Annotated in this window: 17 protein-coding genes; 14 read left to right on the top strand and 3 right to left on the bottom strand. The window is 72.3% G+C overall.

Annotated features, from left to right (window positions below; all coding sequences use genetic code 11):
- The first annotated feature begins 27 nt into the window (after positions 1–27).
- The 3 genes from Vgi01_RS00100 to Vgi01_RS00110 all read left to right on the top strand — a co-directional run bounded on the left by Vgi01_RS00100 (position 28) and on the right by Vgi01_RS00110 (position 2,453).
- Positions 28–666, top strand: coding sequence for an SRPBCC family protein (locus tag Vgi01_RS00100; protein ID WP_102659209.1), 639 nt, complete (start codon positions 28–30; stop codon positions 664–666).
- Positions 663–1,835 (top strand): zinc-dependent alcohol dehydrogenase, encoded by a 1,173-nt coding sequence (locus Vgi01_RS00105; RefSeq protein ID WP_102659208.1) that lies wholly within the window; start codon positions 663–665, stop codon positions 1,833–1,835. Before Vgi01_RS00100 ends, Vgi01_RS00105 begins: the two co-directional genes overlap by 4 nt.
- A gap of 231 nt (positions 1,836–2,066) precedes the next feature.
- Positions 2,067–2,453 (top strand): hypothetical protein, encoded by a 387-nt coding sequence (locus Vgi01_RS00110; protein ID WP_204289769.1) that lies wholly within the window; start codon positions 2,067–2,069, stop codon positions 2,451–2,453.
- A 63-nt stretch (positions 2,454–2,516) separates the two neighbouring features.
- Here Vgi01_RS00110 and Vgi01_RS00115 read toward each other — a convergent pair whose 3' ends face one another.
- Positions 2,517–2,735: a DUF397 domain-containing protein gene (locus Vgi01_RS00115; RefSeq protein WP_012014682.1), complete on the bottom strand. Its 219-nt coding sequence runs from the start codon at positions 2,733–2,735 to the stop codon at positions 2,517–2,519.
- 65 nt (positions 2,736–2,800) lie between these two features.
- Between Vgi01_RS00115 and pepN the strand changes: the two genes are divergently transcribed.
- From pepN to Vgi01_RS00165, 10 genes are all read left to right on the top strand, one after another.
- Positions 2,801–5,314, top strand: coding sequence for an aminopeptidase N (gene pepN / locus Vgi01_RS00120; protein ID WP_102659206.1), 2,514 nt, complete (start codon positions 2,801–2,803; stop codon positions 5,312–5,314).
- A gap of 72 nt (positions 5,315–5,386) precedes the next feature.
- Positions 5,387–5,983: a nicotinate-nucleotide adenylyltransferase gene (gene nadD, locus Vgi01_RS00125; protein ID WP_043721701.1), complete on the top strand. Its 597-nt coding sequence runs from the start codon at positions 5,387–5,389 to the stop codon at positions 5,981–5,983.
- A gap of 109 nt (positions 5,984–6,092) precedes the next feature.
- Positions 6,093–6,497 carry a ribosome silencing factor gene (rsfS, locus tag Vgi01_RS00130; RefSeq protein ID WP_204289770.1) on the top strand — a complete coding sequence of 135 codons (405 nt, stop codon included), beginning with the start codon at positions 6,093–6,095 and terminating at the stop codon, positions 6,495–6,497.
- Positions 6,494–7,120, top strand: coding sequence for a histidine phosphatase family protein (locus Vgi01_RS00135; RefSeq protein WP_102659204.1), 627 nt, complete (start codon positions 6,494–6,496; stop codon positions 7,118–7,120). Before rsfS ends, Vgi01_RS00135 begins: the two co-directional genes overlap by 4 nt.
- A gap of 169 nt (positions 7,121–7,289) precedes the next feature.
- Positions 7,290–8,138 (top strand): DegV family protein, encoded by an 849-nt coding sequence (locus Vgi01_RS00140; RefSeq protein WP_102659222.1) that lies wholly within the window; start codon positions 7,290–7,292, stop codon positions 8,136–8,138.
- 19 nt (positions 8,139–8,157) lie between these two features.
- Positions 8,158–8,925 (top strand): SDR family NAD(P)-dependent oxidoreductase, encoded by a 768-nt coding sequence (locus tag Vgi01_RS00145; protein ID WP_204289771.1) that lies wholly within the window; start codon positions 8,158–8,160, stop codon positions 8,923–8,925.
- Between the two features lie 110 nt (positions 8,926–9,035).
- Positions 9,036–10,076, top strand: a complete 1,041-nt coding sequence (locus Vgi01_RS00150) for a ComEA family DNA-binding protein (RefSeq protein WP_373306825.1) — start codon at positions 9,036–9,038, stop codon at positions 10,074–10,076.
- 89 nt (positions 10,077–10,165) lie between these two features.
- The gene (locus tag Vgi01_RS00155; protein WP_373306826.1) at positions 10,166–12,547 is read left to right on the top strand and encodes a ComEC/Rec2 family competence protein; all 2,382 of its coding nucleotides are present in this window, start codon (positions 10,166–10,168) and stop codon (positions 12,545–12,547) included.
- A 145-nt stretch (positions 12,548–12,692) separates the two neighbouring features.
- Positions 12,693–13,673: a DNA polymerase III subunit delta gene (gene holA / locus Vgi01_RS00160; protein ID WP_204289772.1), complete on the top strand. Its 981-nt coding sequence runs from the start codon at positions 12,693–12,695 to the stop codon at positions 13,671–13,673.
- Positions 13,670–14,125 (top strand): hypothetical protein, encoded by a 456-nt coding sequence (locus Vgi01_RS00165; protein WP_204289773.1) that lies wholly within the window; start codon positions 13,670–13,672, stop codon positions 14,123–14,125. The genes holA and Vgi01_RS00165 overlap by 4 nt, the downstream gene beginning before the upstream one ends.
- Before the next feature lie 116 nt (positions 14,126–14,241).
- On the opposite strand, the gene rpsT is transcribed toward Vgi01_RS00165, so the two are convergent.
- A complete protein-coding gene (rpsT, locus tag Vgi01_RS00170) occupies positions 14,242–14,508 on the bottom strand; it encodes a 30S ribosomal protein S20 (protein ID WP_102659200.1) in 267 nt (88 codons plus the stop codon).
- A gap of 123 nt (positions 14,509–14,631) precedes the next feature.
- Positions 14,632–15,618 (bottom strand): phosphotransferase family protein, encoded by a 987-nt coding sequence (locus tag Vgi01_RS00175; RefSeq protein ID WP_239088733.1) that lies wholly within the window; start codon positions 15,616–15,618, stop codon positions 14,632–14,634.
- 169 nt (positions 15,619–15,787) lie between these two features.
- Here Vgi01_RS00175 and Vgi01_RS00180 point away from each other — a divergent pair, with 169 nt between their 5' ends.
- A complete protein-coding gene (locus tag Vgi01_RS00180) occupies positions 15,788–16,321 on the top strand; it encodes a DUF4240 domain-containing protein (RefSeq protein ID WP_102659219.1) in 534 nt (177 codons plus the stop codon).
- Positions 16,322–16,374 lie beyond the last annotated feature (53 nt).

Genomic DNA, 16,374 nt, shown 5'->3' on the forward strand with positions numbered 1-16,374 from the left:
AACGCCGGACGTCCGAGTGGAGGAGACATGACGACAAGCAAGGGTGCGAGGTGGGCGTTGCTCGGTGCCGCCACCGTGACCGCGGTCGGCGTCGGCCGGGCGGTGGCCCGGCGGCGACATCGGCACCAGCCTGTCAAGCAGGACGGCTGGTACGTGGTGCGGCGCGGGGTGACGGTCGACCGGCCGGTCGAGGCGGTCATCGGTTTCTGGACCGACCAGGAACGGCTCGACCGTGCCCTGGCCGAGTGGGCGACCCTGGAACGGATCGACGACGAACACTGGCGGTGCGTGGCGCGCGACGACTCGGGCGAGGGCGTCGAGTGGCGGGCCGATATCACCGTCACCGGTCCGGGCCGATTGAGCTGGCAGGTCACCGACGGGCCCGAACAGCAGGGCACGGTGGAGTTGGTGACAGCCCCGCAGGGCCGGGGCACCGAGATCCGGGCCGAGTTGCGGTACCGCTCCGGTCCGCTGCGCCGGGTACTCGGCCTCGCCGGTGACCACGAGCCGGACCTGCGACTGCGTGACACGCTGCGCCGGGTGAAGTCGCTTATCGAGTGCGGTCAGATCATCGAGACCCGACGTGACCCGTCCGGTCGTGGCCGGATGCAGGAGCGCGCCACCGACAAGGTGCGTGAGCGGCTGTCGGCGGGAGGACGGGCATGAGGGCGCTGTGCTGGGAAGGAGTCGGCAAACTCAAGGTGCGCGACGTGCCGGAGCCGACGGTACGCGCGGACGGGGACATCATCGTCAAGGTGCGGGCCAGCAGCGTCTGCGGCTCCGACCTGCACCTGATCAACGGGTTCCTGCCCGCCATGCGGGAGGGGGACATCCTCGGCCACGAGTTCATGGGCGAGGTGGTGGAGACCGGGCCGGGCGTACGACGGATCGCCGTCGGCGACCGGGTGGTGGTCGGCTCGGTGGTGGCCTGCGGCGGCTGCTGGTACTGCCGGACCGAGCAGTACTCGTTGTGCGACAACTCCAACCCGCAGCCGGTGTTCACCGAGAAGCTGTGGGGCCATTCACCGGCCGGCATCCTCGGCTACTCGCACGCCGCCGGTGGCTACTCCGGCAGCCACGCCGAGTACGTCCGGGTGCCGTTCGGTGACATCGGTGCGTTCAAGGTGCCCGACGGCGTACCGGACGACTCCGTGGTCTTCGCCTCCGACGCGCTGCCCACCGGTTGGATGGCCGCGGACTTCTGTGGCCTGACCGGCGGCGAGGTGGTCGCGGTGTGGGGCGCCGGGGGAGTAGGTCAGATGGCCGCCCGCGCCGCCCAGTTGCTCGGCGCCGAGCGGGTCATCATGGTGGACCGGCTGCCGGAACGGCTGGCCACCGCCGCCGACCGGCTCGGTGTGGAGACGGTCAACTACGCCGAGACCGACGTGCTGGAGGCGCTGCGCGAGATGACCGCCGGCCGTGGACCGGACGCCTGCATCGAGGCGGTCGGCATGGAGGCGCACGACGTCGGCCCGGCGTACGCGTACGACCGGGCGAAGCAGGCCACCCGGACGCAGCTGGACCGGCCGACGTCGGTCCGGCAGGCCATCCTGGCGGCACGCAAGGGCGGCACGGTCAGCATCGTCGGCGTCTACGCGGGCTTCGTGGACAAGTTCCCGCTGGGTGCGGCGATGAACAAGGCCCTGGTGCTGCGGATGGGGCAGATGCACGCCCAGCGGTACATCCCGATGCTGCTGGAGCGGCTCGTCGCCGGGGAGATCGATCCCGCTTACCTGGCCACCCATCCGATGTCGCTGGAGGAGGGCGCCCGCGGCTACGAGATCTTCGAGAAGAAGCAGGACGGGTGCCTGCGGACGGTGTTGCACCCGGCCTGACGCCTGACGCGCCGGGGCTGCGGCCCCGGCGTCACCAGGTGGGCCGTTGCCGATTCGGCAGTGTGGGCCAGCTGGCCCCTCCCGGGAGCAGACGTTCCTGGTTGACTGCGGTCAGCGTCGGCGACGCCGCCCACCCGGGCGGTGCGCACCGCGTCGGCCGGCCGGCTTGCGGCGGAGCGTCGGCGGGGCGGGGTGCGGCAAGTGTGCCGGCGGGCACGCGGGGGAGGACGCATGCGGGACAACAGGCCGGCACACTGGCGGCGGTGGATGGCCGGGGCGCTGTGTGGTGGCGGCGACCCACCACTGATCGGGCCGCCTCGGCGGGTGGTCCGGCCGGATCGGTGCTTCACCGCGCACCTCGGCTTCACCGCGCCTGATCTGGCGACCGCCCGGGAAACGGCGGTCGGATACGCGGAGGCGCTGAGCGTGTTGCGGGCCGAGGTGGCGCTCGGGGCGGCTGCGGTGTCCCCGGCCGAGGACTGGCGGCGGGCCGAGCGGCTGTTCTGCGGGGCGGTCGGCCCCGACGGCGAGCGCTGCGTCGACGTCGCCGGCCATCCGGGGTTCCATCACGCGCCGGGGCCCGGTGGGTTGGGGTGGGGTGATGGCGATGTCGTCTGAGGGATCGCCCCGGTCCGGCACGGCGGGGTCGGGCCCGCCGACCGGGGCGGTGGGTCCCGCCGGTCAGTCGAGGTCGAACTCGCCGTCCTGGGCGCCCGCGACGAAGGCGTCCCACTCGGCCTGGGTGAACACCAGTACCGGGCCGTCCGGCTCGGCGGAGTTGCGCATGCCGATCAGGTCGTCGACGAAGGCGACCTCCACGGCGGCCTCGGAGGTGTCCCCCTCGGCACGCTGCCAGACCGCCCGGGAGAGGTCGAAGTCGCCCTTGGGGTGCGTTGTCATGGTCCAGTCCTCCAGCGTCGGTGGGTGGGGGCGCTCCGTGCGACCCCATCCGGCAGGATAAGCGGATGCCGAGCCTGAGCCGTGCAGAGTCGACCGCGCGTGGCGCGTCGATCGCCGTCGAGTCGTACCACGTGGATCTCGACCTGACCGGGGGCGGCGAGCGGTTCCGGTCGCAGGTCACGATCCGGTTCACCGCCACCGGCACCGAGACCTTCGCCGAGGTCAAGCCCGCGGAACTGCTGGCCGTACGCCTCAACGGCGTCGACCTCGATCCGGCCGCGCTGGACGACAACCGGCTGGCCCTGACCGGGTTGGTCGAGGAGAACACGCTGACCGTCGAGGCGGAGATGGCGTACACCAACACTGGCGAAGGACTGCACCGGTTCGTCGACCCGGCCGACGGGGAGACCTACCTCTACGCCATGTCCTTCCTGGACGACGTGCAGCGCATCTTCGCCGCCTTCGACCAGCCCGACCTGAAGGCCCCGGTGACCCTCTCGGTCACCGCACCGCCACACTGGACGGTCGCGGCGAACGCCGACCTGGCCGCCCAGCCCGGGCCGGGGCGCTGGGAGTTCGCCCCCACCCTGCCGATCTCGACCTACCTGTTCAGCCTGATCGCCGGGCCCTGGCACGTCCGTCGCGACGAGCACGACGGCGTTCCGCTCGGCATCTACTGCCGGCGTTCCCTGGCCGAGCACCTGGACGCCGACGCCGAGGAGATCTTCACCGTCACCAAGCAGTGCCTGGACCGCTTCCACAGGCTGTTCGACGAGCGCTACCCGTTCGGCAAGTACGACCAGGCGTTCGTGCCGGAGTTCAACGCCGGTGCCATGGAGAATCCCGGGCTGGTCACCTTCCGCGACGACTACGTCTTCCGATCCGCGGTCACCGACACCCAGCGGGAGCTGCGGGCCACCACCATCGCCCACGAGATGGCCCACATGTGGTTCGGCAACCTGGTCACCATGCGGTGGTGGGACGACCTGTGGCTCAACGAGTCGTTCGCGGAATACCTCGGCACCCGGGTCACCGCCGAGGCCACCCGGTTCGACCAGGCATGGACGACGTTCGCCATGCGCCGCAAGGCGTGGGGGTACGCGGCAGACCAGCGTCCCTCCACCCATCCGGTGGCTCCGGACGAGCTGTCCGACGCGGCAGAGGCGCTGCTCAACTTCGACGGCATCTCGTACGCCAAGGGTGCCAGTGTGCTGCGGCAACTGGTGGCGTGGCTGGGCGACGAGCCCTTCCTGGCCGGGCTGAACGACCACTTCTCCCGCCACCGGTTCGGCAACGCCACCCTGGCCGATCTCCTCGCCAGCCTCGGCTCGGCGAGCGGGCGGGACCTGGCCGGTTGGGCGCAGGCGTGGTTGCGTGCCGCCCAGGTCAACACGTTGCGGGCCGAGGTGGCCCTGGACGCCGACGGCCGGTACCGGGAGGTGGCGGTCCTGCAGACCGCGCCGTCGACGCATCCGGTGCTGCGCCCGCACCGCATCGGCGTGGGACGGTACGCCGTCGACGGCAGCGCCGACCGCTTCGAGGTCGACCTGGATCCGAGCACCGACGGTGGCCGGACGGTGCTCGACCGGTTGGCCGGTGAGCCGGCGTCGGCCGTCCTGCTGCCCAACGACGGCGATCTCACCTTCGCCAAGATCCGTCTCGATCCTGCCTCGTTCGACGCGGTGCCGCTGCTGCTTCCCCGGCTGACCGACCCGTTGGCCCGCGCTCTGCTGTGGGGCGAGGCGCTGGACGCGGCGACCGACGGTGAGCGGCCGGTCATGGCGGTGGTGGAGCTGATCGGGGAGGCGCTGCCCACCGAGACCGAGGTGATCATCGCCGAGGACGTGCTGGCCCTGAGTCGTTCGCTTGTCGACCGTTACCTCGATCCGTCGATGCGGCAGACCGCCCTGGCGGTGATCGACAAAGCCTGCCGGCGGATGCTCGACACCGCTCTCGCCGGCGGGTCCATGCAGCTGGCCGCGGCGCGGGGCCGGATCGCCGCGACCACCGACGCCGCCCTGCTCACCGGCTGGCTCGACGGCCGAGGTGTCCCGGACGGTCTGGCGATCGACACCGAGTTGCGCTGGAAGATCCTGGGTCGGCTGGTGGTGCTCGGTGCGGCGGGTGCGGCCGAGATCGAGGCGGAGGCGACGGCCGATCGGAGCGCCGCAGGTGCCGAGCATGCCGCGCGGTGCCGAGCCGCGTTGCCGGATCCGGCAGCCAAGCAGGCCGCATGGGAGATGATCGTGACCGACACCACGGTCTCCAACCGGCTGATCGAGGCGACCGCAACCGGCTTCTGGCAGCCCGAGCAGGCCGAGCTGACCGCCGAGTACGTGCCGCGTTTCTTCGCCGACATGCCCGCCATGGCGCGGCTGCGTACGCCCTGGGTGGCCGACGAGGTGGCGAAGCTCGCCTTCCCCCGCTACGCGGTGGCGCAGCCCACCCGGGAGGCGGCCGCGGCGCTGCTGTCCCGCGATGACCTCACGCCCGGCCTGCGCCGGGTGATCACCGACGCCGACGACGACCTGCGTCGTGCCCTGGTGGCGCGGACGGCGGTGGCTGCCACCACTGCCTGATCTGCGTGGCGGGACGTGAGCTGTCCGTCATGCCCAGCCTGAAATGAGGCCGGCTCGGACTACGATCATGGGGTGACGGAAGACAACCGGCGGATCGGGATCATGGGCGGCACCTTCGATCCGATCCATCACGGGCACCTGGTGGCCGCCAGTGAGGTCGCGGACCGGTTCGGGCTGGACGAAGTGATTTTCGTGCCGACCGGCGAACCGTGGCAGAAGGCGGATCTTCCGGTCAGTTCGGCCGAGGACCGTTACCTCATGACGGTGGTCGCCACCGCCTCCAATCCACGCTTTCAGGTCAGTCGGGTGGACATCGACCGGGGCGGCCCGACCTACACGGTCGACACCCTGCGGGACCTGCACGCGATGTACGGGCCCAAGGCGCAACTGTTCTTCATCACCGGTGCGGACGCGCTGGAACGCATCCTGAGCTGGAAGAACCTCGACGAGATCTTCGAACTCGCCCACTTCATCGGGGTGACCCGACCGGGATTCGCATTGTCCGACGCTCACCTGCCCGCCGACACGGTCAGCCTGGTCCAGGTGCCGGCGATGGCGATATCCTCCACCGATTGTCGGGCGCGGGTCGCCCGCGGTGAGCCGGTCTGGTATCTGGTGCCGGACGGTGTGGTGCAGTACATCGCGAAACGGCGTCTCTATCAGCAGTGATACGTCCACTTATGCGATAGATAATGCCGATTCCGGGCTGAAACTGGCGGGTCGCACTCGCGGGCCGTGTGAGAGGCTTGGGTATCGCACGGTTGATCGAAGGAGAACGGTGACAGTTTCCGAGCGCGCTCACGAGCTGGCGATCGCCGCAGCCCAGGCGGCGGCGGACAAGAAGGCTCAGGACATCGTCATCATCGACGTGGGTGACCAGCTCGCCATCACCGACGCGTTCGTGCTCGCCGCAGCGTCGAACGAGCGGCAGGTGCTGGCCATCGTCGACGCCATCGAGGAAGCCCTGCTCAACCTGCCGGACAAGGCGAAGCCGATTCGGCGCGAGGGTGAGCGCGGCGGGCGCTGGGTGCTGCTCGACTACGTCGACATCGTGGTGCACGTCCAGCACACCGAGGAGCGCGAGTTCTACGCCCTCGACCGGCTCTGGAAGGACTGCCCGACCATTCCGTTCGTCGACCGGGACCTGGCTCGCGCCGAGGCCGCCGCCGGATCGGGCGAGTGACCCGGCTGCTGATCTGGCGGCACGGCAACACCGACTGGAACGCCGCCAGCCGGGTGCAGGGGCAGACCGACATCCCCCTCAACGATCTCGGCCGGGAGCAGGCCCGCGAGGCCGCACCGTTGCTCGCGGCGCTGCGTCCGGACGCGATCGTCGCCAGCGACCTGAGCCGCGCGGCGGACACCGCCGCCGCGCTGGCCGCGCTCACCGGCCTGCCGGTACGCTCCGACGCCCGGCTGCGGGAACGCCACTTCGGCAATTGGCAGGGGCTGCTGCTCACCGAGGTCGCCGCACAGTTCCCCGACGAGTACGCCCGTTGGCGAGCCGGTGACCCGGCACCCGGCGCGGACGTCGAACCCCTCGACGAGTTGGGCAAGCGGATCGGCACCGCCCTGCACGAGATCGCCGACGAGATGGCCGGTGGCACGATCGTCGTCGCGACCCACGGCGGCGCGGCGCGCCAGGGCTGCGGGCACCTGCTGGGCTGGGACCATGCCGTGCTGCGTACCGTCGGCCCCCTGCGCAACTGCCACTGGACCGAACTACGCCACCACCCCGAACAGGGCTGGCACCTGCGCGCCCACAACGTGGGCCCGATCACCACACCCCCCACCGAACCCGTCTGAACCGCACCGCCGGCGCCGCCGCCTGAGCAGTTGATCAAGAGGTTTGCGTCGTGGTCGCGTCGATCGGTGACGCAAACCTCTTGATCAACCAGGTGGTTCGGGGCCCACGGAGGGTTTCGGGGTTGCACCGGTGGGGGTGGGGGCGGGGATGATCCGCTACGGTGCCGGCATGCCCGTCGCGGTCGTGACCGACTCCACCACCTATCTGCCACCGGAACTGGTGCTGGCGCACCGACTGACCGTGGTGCCGCTGACCGTGGTGCTCAACGGCGTCGAAGGGCTGGAGGGAGTGCAGGTCTTCCCCGCCGACGCCACCCGGGCCCTGAGTGCGCGACGGGTCTCGGTGAGCACCTCCCGCCCGTCGCCAGAACAGTTCACCCGCACCTACCGCAGCCTGCTGGAGGCCGGCGCGGAAGGGATCGTCTCGGTGCACCTGTCGGCCGCGCTCTCCGGCACCGTCGAGGCCGCCGAGTTGGCGGCGGCCCAGTTCGGCGGGCAGGTGACGGTGGTGGACAGCCGCTCCTGCGGCATGGGCCTCGGCTTTGCGAACCTCGCCGCGGCCCGGGCCGCCGCGCAGGGCGTAGACCTGGCAGGCGTACGCGCCGAGGCCGTCGACGCGGCGGGGCGTACCGCAACCTTCTTCTACGTCGACACGCTGGAGTTGCTGCGGCGGGGCGGCCGGATCAACGCGGCTGAGGCGCTGCTCGGCACGGCACTGTCGGTCAAACCGATCCTGCACATGCCCGACGGCGGCATCGTGCTGAAGGACAAGGTGCGTACCGCCAGTCGAGGGGTGGCGCGCCTGGTCGACCTGGCCGTCGAGGCGGCCGGCGACGCACAGGTGGATCTCGCCGTCCACCACCTCGCCGCGCCGCAACGCGCCGAGGATCTGCTCGGTGCGCTGACGGCTCGGCTCGGCGACCGACTTCACGACACGTACGTCACCGAGGCCGGTGCGGCCGTCGCCGCCCACGTCGGCCCCGGCCTGGCCTGCGTGGTGATCCACCGACGACCGTGAAGCGTGAACGGGGTGGCGGATGTCCTGTGTGGTGACCGGCGGCGGGCGGGGGATCGGACGGGGGATCGTCGAGCACCTGCTCGCCGCTGGTGAGACCGTGGTCGTGATCGAGCGGGACGCCGACGTGGTGTCCTGGGTGCCCGGGCATCCCCACGCGGACCGCCTGACCGCCGTGGTGGGCGACGCCGCCGACGAGGCGGTCACAGACCGGGCCGCCGACCTGGCGGAACGGCACCAGCCGCTCACCGGATGGGTGAACAACGCCGCGGTGTTCCGGGACGCCTCCGTGCATGACGCCCCGGTGGGCGAGGTGTTCGACCTGATCACGCGCAACCTGCGGCCCGCCGTGGTCGGGGCGGCCACCGCCGTACGGCGTTTCCTCGCCGCCGAGACCCCTGGCGCGATCGTGAACGTCTCGTCCCACCAGGCGAGCCGCCCCGTGCCGGGCTGCCTGCCGTACGCCACCGCGAAGGCCGCCGTGGAAGGACTGACCCGGGCGCTCGCGGTCGAGTACGGCAGGTACGGCATCCGCAGCAACGCCGTCGCGCTGGGCTCGGTGACGACCGAGCGGCACGAGGCGTTCCTCGCCGGCCAGGACGCCGGTGAGGTGCAACGGATCGAGGCGGAGTTGGCCCGGCTGCACCCGGTGGGCAGGATCGGACAGCCGCAGGACGTGGCGGGGGCGGTGGCGTATCTGTTGTCGCCGGCCGCCGGCTTCGTCAACGGCGTGATCCTGCCGGTCGACGGTGGGCGCAGCGTGCTCGGCCTCGACCCGGAGTCGGCCTAGGCACTAGCACATCGAGGGCATGATCAGGGCGTTGTCCACAGGGCGCTGGTTGTCCACAGCGAAGCGTTCGTGGCCAACGGGCACCGGCCCGATCGTCCTAGCCTCGCGCGGTGTCCAACGACGAGGAGACGGCGGTACGGGCGCGCCTGTGGCGACTCATGCCCGACGCGGCCGAACACGCTGCTGACGCACCGGTGGTGCCCGACGCACCTGCGGCCGAGCCGGAATCCGAGGACTCAGGCATGCCCGAGTTCCGCCTGCGCGGCCCTCGTTCGGCGTCGGTGGCGGCCTCCACGCCGCTGGACTGGCCGACGGTCCCGCTGCCCGTCCGCCCCGCCACCATCGACCGGAACCCCCTCCCGCCGACCGTGGCCGGGCCATCCATGGTCGGGCCTGCCCGGCTGACTGGGCCGGGGTGGGTTGATCCGGGGCCGTCGGTCGGGCCGGAGTCGACCGATTCGCGGTCCGGGCTCGACGCGGCCGAGGCCGCGTCGGCGTCGCGGTTGCCGGGGCCGGGGGCCTTCGATCCGGGCCGGCGGGGGGTTCGGGCACTGGCCGTGGTCGCGGTCCTGGTGGTGCTCGGTGCCGCCGGCTGGACCTGGCGCTCCCGACCACAGGTCGAACCGGTCAGCGCGGTAACCGGCGCACCCACCGCGGTCCCGTCCGACAGTTCGGGAGACGAGCAGGCCGACGGGGCGACCGGTGAGGCGACCGGCGAGGTGGTGGTCGCGGTGGCGGGCAAGGTCCGGCGCCCCGGACTGGTGCGACTGCCGGCCGGTGCGCGGGTCGCCGATGCCGTCGAGGCAGCCGGCGGAGCGTTGCCCGGAGTGGACGTGGCCATGCTCAACCCGGCCCGCAAGGTCGCCGACGGCGAGTTGATCCTGGTCGGCGTGGCGGCGGCCACCCCGGCGGTGGGGGCCGCCCCAGGTGCCGACCCGGCGGCGGGCGCGGCCCCGGGTGGCCGGCTCAATCTCAACACCGCGAGCCAGTCCCAACTGGAAACGCTGCCCGGGGTCGGGCCGGTGCTGGCCCGACGCATCATCGAGCACCGCGACGAGCACGGCGGCTTCCGGTCCGTCAGCGATCTACGCCAGGTCAACGGCATCGGCGACGCACGGTACGAGGAACTCAAAGACCTGGTGACGGTGTGACGACGGACGGGGCATCCTCGTCTCGGCGCACCTCGGCGGTGGCCGAGCTGAGGCGCTCGGGCGACGGCACCTTCGGAGCGGCCGGGGCGATCGTCGGCCTGGACGGTGCCCAGATCCCCGATCTCCGGCTGGCTGGGCTGGCCGTGGCAGCCTGGCTGACCGCCCTGGTCGGGCTGCACGTCGACGCCGGGCGGGCGTTGCTGGTGGCCGCCGTCGCGGCCGGTCTGGCCGTGCTGGTGGCACTGCACCTGATCGGGGTGGCCGGCCGTCCCGGCACGGTCGCACGCCGATACGGCTGGATCGTGGTGTCGGTACTGATCGGCGTCGTCTGCGGTGGTGCCGCGACCTCGGCCCGGCTGGCCGTACGCGACGCCGAGCCGATCCGCGCACTTGTCGACGACCGGGCCCAGGTCACCGCCGAACTGGTCGTCCGGGACGATCCACGGCCGGTACGCGGCGGCATCGTGGGCCGCCCGCCCACCCTGCTGGTACGGGCCAAACTGGTGAACGTCACCGGCCCGGAGGGGCAGCGGGTGGCCGTACCGGCCCGCGTGCTGGTGCTCACCGACGATCCGGCCTGGCGGCACCTGCTGCCCGGGCAACGGCTCACCGCCGAGGGGCGGTTGACCGAACCGCGCGGTGGTGATCTGACCGCCGCCGTGCTGCTGGCCGCCGGCCCGCCCGACCGGCTCGGGACACCCTCGGCGCTGCAGCGGGTCGCCGGTCGGCTGCGTGCCGGTCTGCAGCAGGCGTGTGCGCCGTTGCCGGACGAGCCCGGTGGCCTGCTGCCCGGGCTGGTGGTCGGCGACACGAGCCGGCTGCCCGACGCGGTCGAGGAGGACTTCCGCGCCACCGGAATGACGCATCTCAATGCGGTATCCGGTTCCAATGTCGCGATCATCGCCGGGGCGGTGTTGCTGGTGGCCCGCTGGGCGCGGGCCGGCCCCACCCTGGCCGCCGTGCTCTGCGGGCTGGCACTCGTGGGCTTCGTGATCCTGGTGCGTCCCTCGCCGAGCGTGGTCCGGGCGGCCACCATGGGTGCGATCGGGCTCGCCGCGCTGGCCGCCGGCCGCCCCCGAGCAGCGGTACCGGCGCTGGCCGCCGCCGTGGCGGTGTTGGTGCTTGTCGACCCGGATCTGGCCGGGGACCCCGGCTTCGCGTTGTCGGTGATGGCCACCGGCGGTCTGTTGCTGCTCGCGCCACGGTGGCGCGACGGGCTGCGGCGGCGGGGCGTACCTCCGGGGGCGGCCGAGGCGCTGGCGGTGCCGGCTGCCGCGCAGTTGGCCTGTTCGCCGGTGATCGCCGGCCTGTCGGGCACCGTCAGCCTGGTCGCGGTGCCGGCGAACCTGCTCGTGGTGCCGGCGATCGCCCCGGCCACCGTGCTCGGTGTGGTGGCCGCGACGGTGTCGCCGGTCTGGCCGTTCGGTGCCGAGATCGCGGCCTGGCTGGCGCACTGGCCGGCGTGGTGGTTGGTGCTGGTCGCCCGGTACGGCGCACGCATGCCGATGGGGAACCTGCCCTGGCCGGGCGGAGTGACCGGGGCGTTGCTGCTGGCGGGGCTGACCGTGGCCCTGTTGGTCGCCGCCCGGCGGCCGGTGGTGCGCCGCCTGGTCGCGGTGGGCACGGTCGCGGTGATGCTCGGCACCGTGCCGGTGCGGGTGATCGCGCCGGGCTGGCCGCCGAAGGGTTGGGTCATCGCGGTCTGCGCCGTCGGTCAGGGTGACACGGTGGTGTTGCCGGTGGCGCCCGGGCGGGCGGTCGTCATCGACACCGGCCCGGATCCGGGGGCGGCGGACGCCTGTCTACGCCGGCTCGACGTGCGCCGGGTGCCGTTGCTTGTGGTCAGCCACTTCCACGCCGACCACACCGCTGGTGTGGCGGGGGTGTTCCGGGGGCGGCGGGTCGACCTGGTGTCGACTCCGCAGTGGCCTGAGCCGGCAACCGGGCGAAACCAGGTCCACGACACCGCCGCCACCCACGGCACCCCGGTGGTGCCGGTGGCGGCCGGGTGGCGGTACCAGGCTGGCGCGGTCGACCTGCTCGTCGTCGGCCCGCCCTACCCGATGCGGGGAACCCGGTCGGATCCGAACAACAACTCGCTGATGCTGCTCGCCACGGTGGCCGGGGTGCGGATCATGCTCACCGGCGACGCCGAGACCGAGGAGCAGCAGGCACTGCGGGAACGGTTGCCCGTACACCGGCTGCGGGCCGACGTGCTGAAGGTTGCTCACCACGGCAGCGCGTTCCAGGACGCAGCCTTCCTGGACGCGATCGCACCGGCGGTCGCGCTGGTGCCGGTGGGTGCGGGCAACACCTACGGGCATCCGAGCGACGCGGTGCTGGCCCGGTTGTCCCGAGGCGGAGCGCGGGTGTTGCGTACCGACATCGACGGGGACGTGGCGGTGGTGCTCGCCGCGTCCGGGCTGGCCGTGGTGCTGGGCGGTGTCGACCTGAGTCGGTCCACCCCGTGAAGCAGGTTCATCATCGACCAGGGAATAGACCCCAATTTATGGAGATTAGCGGCAAATTAGATATATGTCTGGATTTGCGCTGTGTGCGGGGTCCGCCCGTGCGGTGCGGCCGACCGGACTGGACCGGGCCGCTGAGCGTGCGAATATGGGCGGCGTGACCGCCGCCAGTGCCGCTCCTATTGTGCTCGTCCTCGGTGACGAGGAGCTGCTCGCCACGCGTGCGGTGGCCGAAACCGTCGCCACCGCGCGGGCCGCCGACCCGGACGTCGACGTCCGCGAATACCAGGCTGGTCAGCTCAGTGTCGGCGAGATCGACGAGATGCTCAGCCCGTCGCTGTTCGGTGGTCGCCGGGTGCTGGTGCTGCGTTCCGGTCAGGACGCCCGCAAGGATCTGGTCGCGGCCCTGCTGGCGTACGCGAAGAATCCCGACCCGGACGTGCAGCTGATCGTGCAGCATCTCGGTGCGGCCAAGGGCAAGGCGTTCGCCGACGGGCTGAAGGCGGCCGGTGCCCACGTCATGCCGGCGGCCAAGCTGAAGGGGCACCGTGACCGGGTGGCCTTCGTCCGGGACGAGTTCCGTCGGGCCGGTGGGCGGTGCACCGACGACGCCGCCGAGGCGTTGATCGCCGCGGTCGGCAACGACCTGCGGGAGCTCGCCGCGGCCTGCGCACAGCTGATCGCCGACACCGACGGTCGGATCGGCGCCGACACCGTGGCCCGTTACTACCGGGGCCGGGTGGAGGTGAGTGGCTTCACCGTGGCCGACGCCACCATGGTCGGTGACCTGCCGGGTGCGCTGGAGGCACTGCGGTGGGCCCTGCACGTCGGGGTGGACCCGGTGCCGATCGCCGATGCGCTCGCCGACGGGATCCGCACCGTCGCCCGGGTCGCCTCCGCCGGGAGGGGCAGCCCCTATCAGTTGGCGAGCAGCCTGGGCATGCCGCCGTGGAAGGTCGAACGGGCCCAGCGGCAGGCACGTGGTTGGACGCCCGAGGGGCTGGTCCAGGCGATGCAGGCGGCGGCCGAGTGCAACGCGGCGGTCAAGGGCGGCTCGGACGACCGGGCGTACGCGCTGGAACGGGCCGTCTTCTCAGTGGCCGCCGCGCGGCGGGACGGCAACAGATGAGCGGAGCCTCCCGTGGCTCGTGGGCCACGATCCCGGCGGACGAGCAGCGGTACCGCCCGTTCTACGCCCGGGCGCTGAGGCTGCGTTTCGTCAATCCGGGTGGGGTGCTCTGCTTCCTGTTCTTCGAGGGTGCGATCGCGTTGGCGACCCTGCTCGTCCTCGCCGAACTGGTCAAGTGGTGGGCGATCGTGGTGCTGCCGACGGCGGTGGCCGTCATGGTCAAGCTCAACGACCTGGTGGTCGCGATGGTGGTCCGTTCGGCGGCCGCCGTGCCCGAGCAAGAACGCGACCGGTTCCGGCGGCAGGTGGAACCGGTCGTGGGGCGGGCCCAGGTCGACTGGCTGCCGCACAGCGTGCCCGGTGTGGTGGTCCGGGTCGGGCCGGCGGACAGCGTCAAACCCGCCGACGGCACCGACGCAGCGTCCGGCCGGTCAGCAGGCAGGCGAGAGTAAGCCCGGCCAGTCGACGGGTGGACGACGAGAGCGGGTGGATAACCGGAGCGGGTGGATGACGAGAGTAAGCCCCAGGGCAGTGCCCCGGGGCTTACGTCAGGTCAGCGGTCGCTGGCTCAGGAGGCGAGCGACGCCACGCGCTTGGCGATCGCCGACTTGCGGTTCGCCGCCTGGTTGGCGTGGATGACGCCCTTGCTGGCCGCCTTGTCCAGCTTCCGGGAGGCGTCCTGCATCAGCGCGGTGGCCTTCTCGGCGTCACCGGCCTCCGCAGCCTCGTGGAACTTGCGGATGGCGGTCTTCAGCGACGACTTGACCGACTTGTTACGCAGCCGGCGCTTCTCGTTCTGCCGGTTGCGCTTGATCTGGGACTTGATGTTCGCCACGCGACAGCCTCGTCTTGATAGCTCGGGTTGGTCAGCTTGTGCGCGCGACGAGCATGCGTCATCGCTGCGCGAAGAGCCAGGTTACCAGGTCGGCTCGGACGAGCCAAAACGGCACCCGACCAGTCAGGTCCACGCCTGGCGGCGGGCCAGCCAGGCCAGCGCCTGCTCGCCGGTCCACCGCTGGTGGGCGGGTAGCTGGGCCGACGCGGTCGGTGGGGGAGAGGCGGCGGCTGTCAGGTGGTAGCCGGCCAGGGCAGCCAGGGTCACGTCCAGGGCGTCGGCCGGCGCGTCGGCGGCGGCCGGGTGGGCGGCGAAACGGGTGTCGACGTCCAGCCCGCCGGCGTACCCGGTGATCAACAGCCCGGCCAGGTCGAACCAGGCCGGTCCGTGACACAGCCAGGTCCAGTCGCAGAACCAGGCGGTCGCGTCGGCACCGATCAGGACGTTGTCCACCCGCAGGTCACCGTGGGTCAGGCCGGTCGCCTCGGCGGCGTACCCGGGCAGTTTCGACTCCAGCGCGACCAGTTCGGCCAGCCGGCCCGCCACCGGTGCGGGTAGCGGTGGTGCCGCTTCCCGGCCGGCGGCCACCTCGCCCCACCAGAGGATGTCCTCGCGGGCCAGGTCGGCGAGGCGGGGCAGCCCGAGGTCGGCGAGTTCGGTCGGCGGCTCGGCGAGCGCGGCGGCGATGTCGACGAACCCGGCGAGGGTGGCGTCCAACTCCGTCGGGTCCCACGGCAGTCGGGGTGTGTGCCCGTCGACCGGGTCGAGGCAGAGCGCGTACCAGCCCGCCTCCCACAGCGTCCAGCGCAGTCGTGGAACGGGCAGCCCGGCGGGTAGCCGGGTGAGGATGGCGGCCTCCCGGGCGTACCAGTCGACCAGGTGTGGCTGCTCGGCGCGGGCCGCGGCCTTGACGAACGCGCTGCCGCCGTCGGCGGTGCGCAGCACCGCGGCGAAACCCCGGGTGAACCCGGCGGTGGCGACCCGGGCCTGGACCACCGGCGCGCCGAGGCGTGCCGACAACGCGGCCCGGACCGCCGCCGGCAGGGCCGCCCAGCCGGGCCGCTGGGCGGTGGCGTGGTACGACACGGGTGACGCAGACGGGTTGCTCACCCCACCATGCTGCCCCGGTGGCAGCGCCACCGCGCGGCCCGGCTACCGAGGGGCGCGGCGCGGCCGGCCGGCGCGGCCGGGGAGCGACCACGCAAGGGTGGCCGGCAACCGCGCGTGGCGTCCGCGCGCCGTGCGGTGGTGGTGGCGGCGTCTGCCAGACTGCCAGGCCATGAGGACCGACGAGTTCTGGCAGTTGATCGACAGCGCCCGGTCCGGTGGGGGAGAGCCGGACGCCATCGCCGCTCGGGCGGTCGCGCTGCTCGCGGCCCGCGACCCCGAGGAGATCATCGGGTACGCCCGCCACCAACAGCGCGTCCTCACCGCCTCCTACCGGGTCGACCTCTGGGGTGCGGCGTACCTGATCAACGGCGGTGCCTCCGACGACGGCTTCGAGTATTTCCGGGGCTGGTTGATGGCACAGGGCCGGGAGGTCTTCGCCCGCGCGGTGGCCGAGCCGGACTCGCTGGCCGACCTGCCGCGGGTGCGGTCCGCCTCGCTCAGCGGCGAGGAGTTCGAGTGCGAGGACATGCTGGCGGTGCCGTGGGACGCGTACCGCAAGGCGACCGCGACCGAACTCCCCACCGACCGCGAATCGCCGCCGGTGCCCGACCTGAACGACTTCTGGGACTTCGACGACGCCGACGAGGCCCGGCGTCGGTTGCCCAAGCTCGCGGCCCTGTTCGTGGAGCCGCCACAGGAGTGACGGACGCCCGGCCGACGCTCGGCGGGGACGTGGGAGCATAGAGGGGGCCGGCA

The sequence above is a fragment of the Micromonospora gifhornensis genome, from assembly GCF_016863515.1.
GTDB lineage: Bacteria > Actinomycetota > Actinomycetes > Mycobacteriales > Micromonosporaceae > Micromonospora > Micromonospora gifhornensis.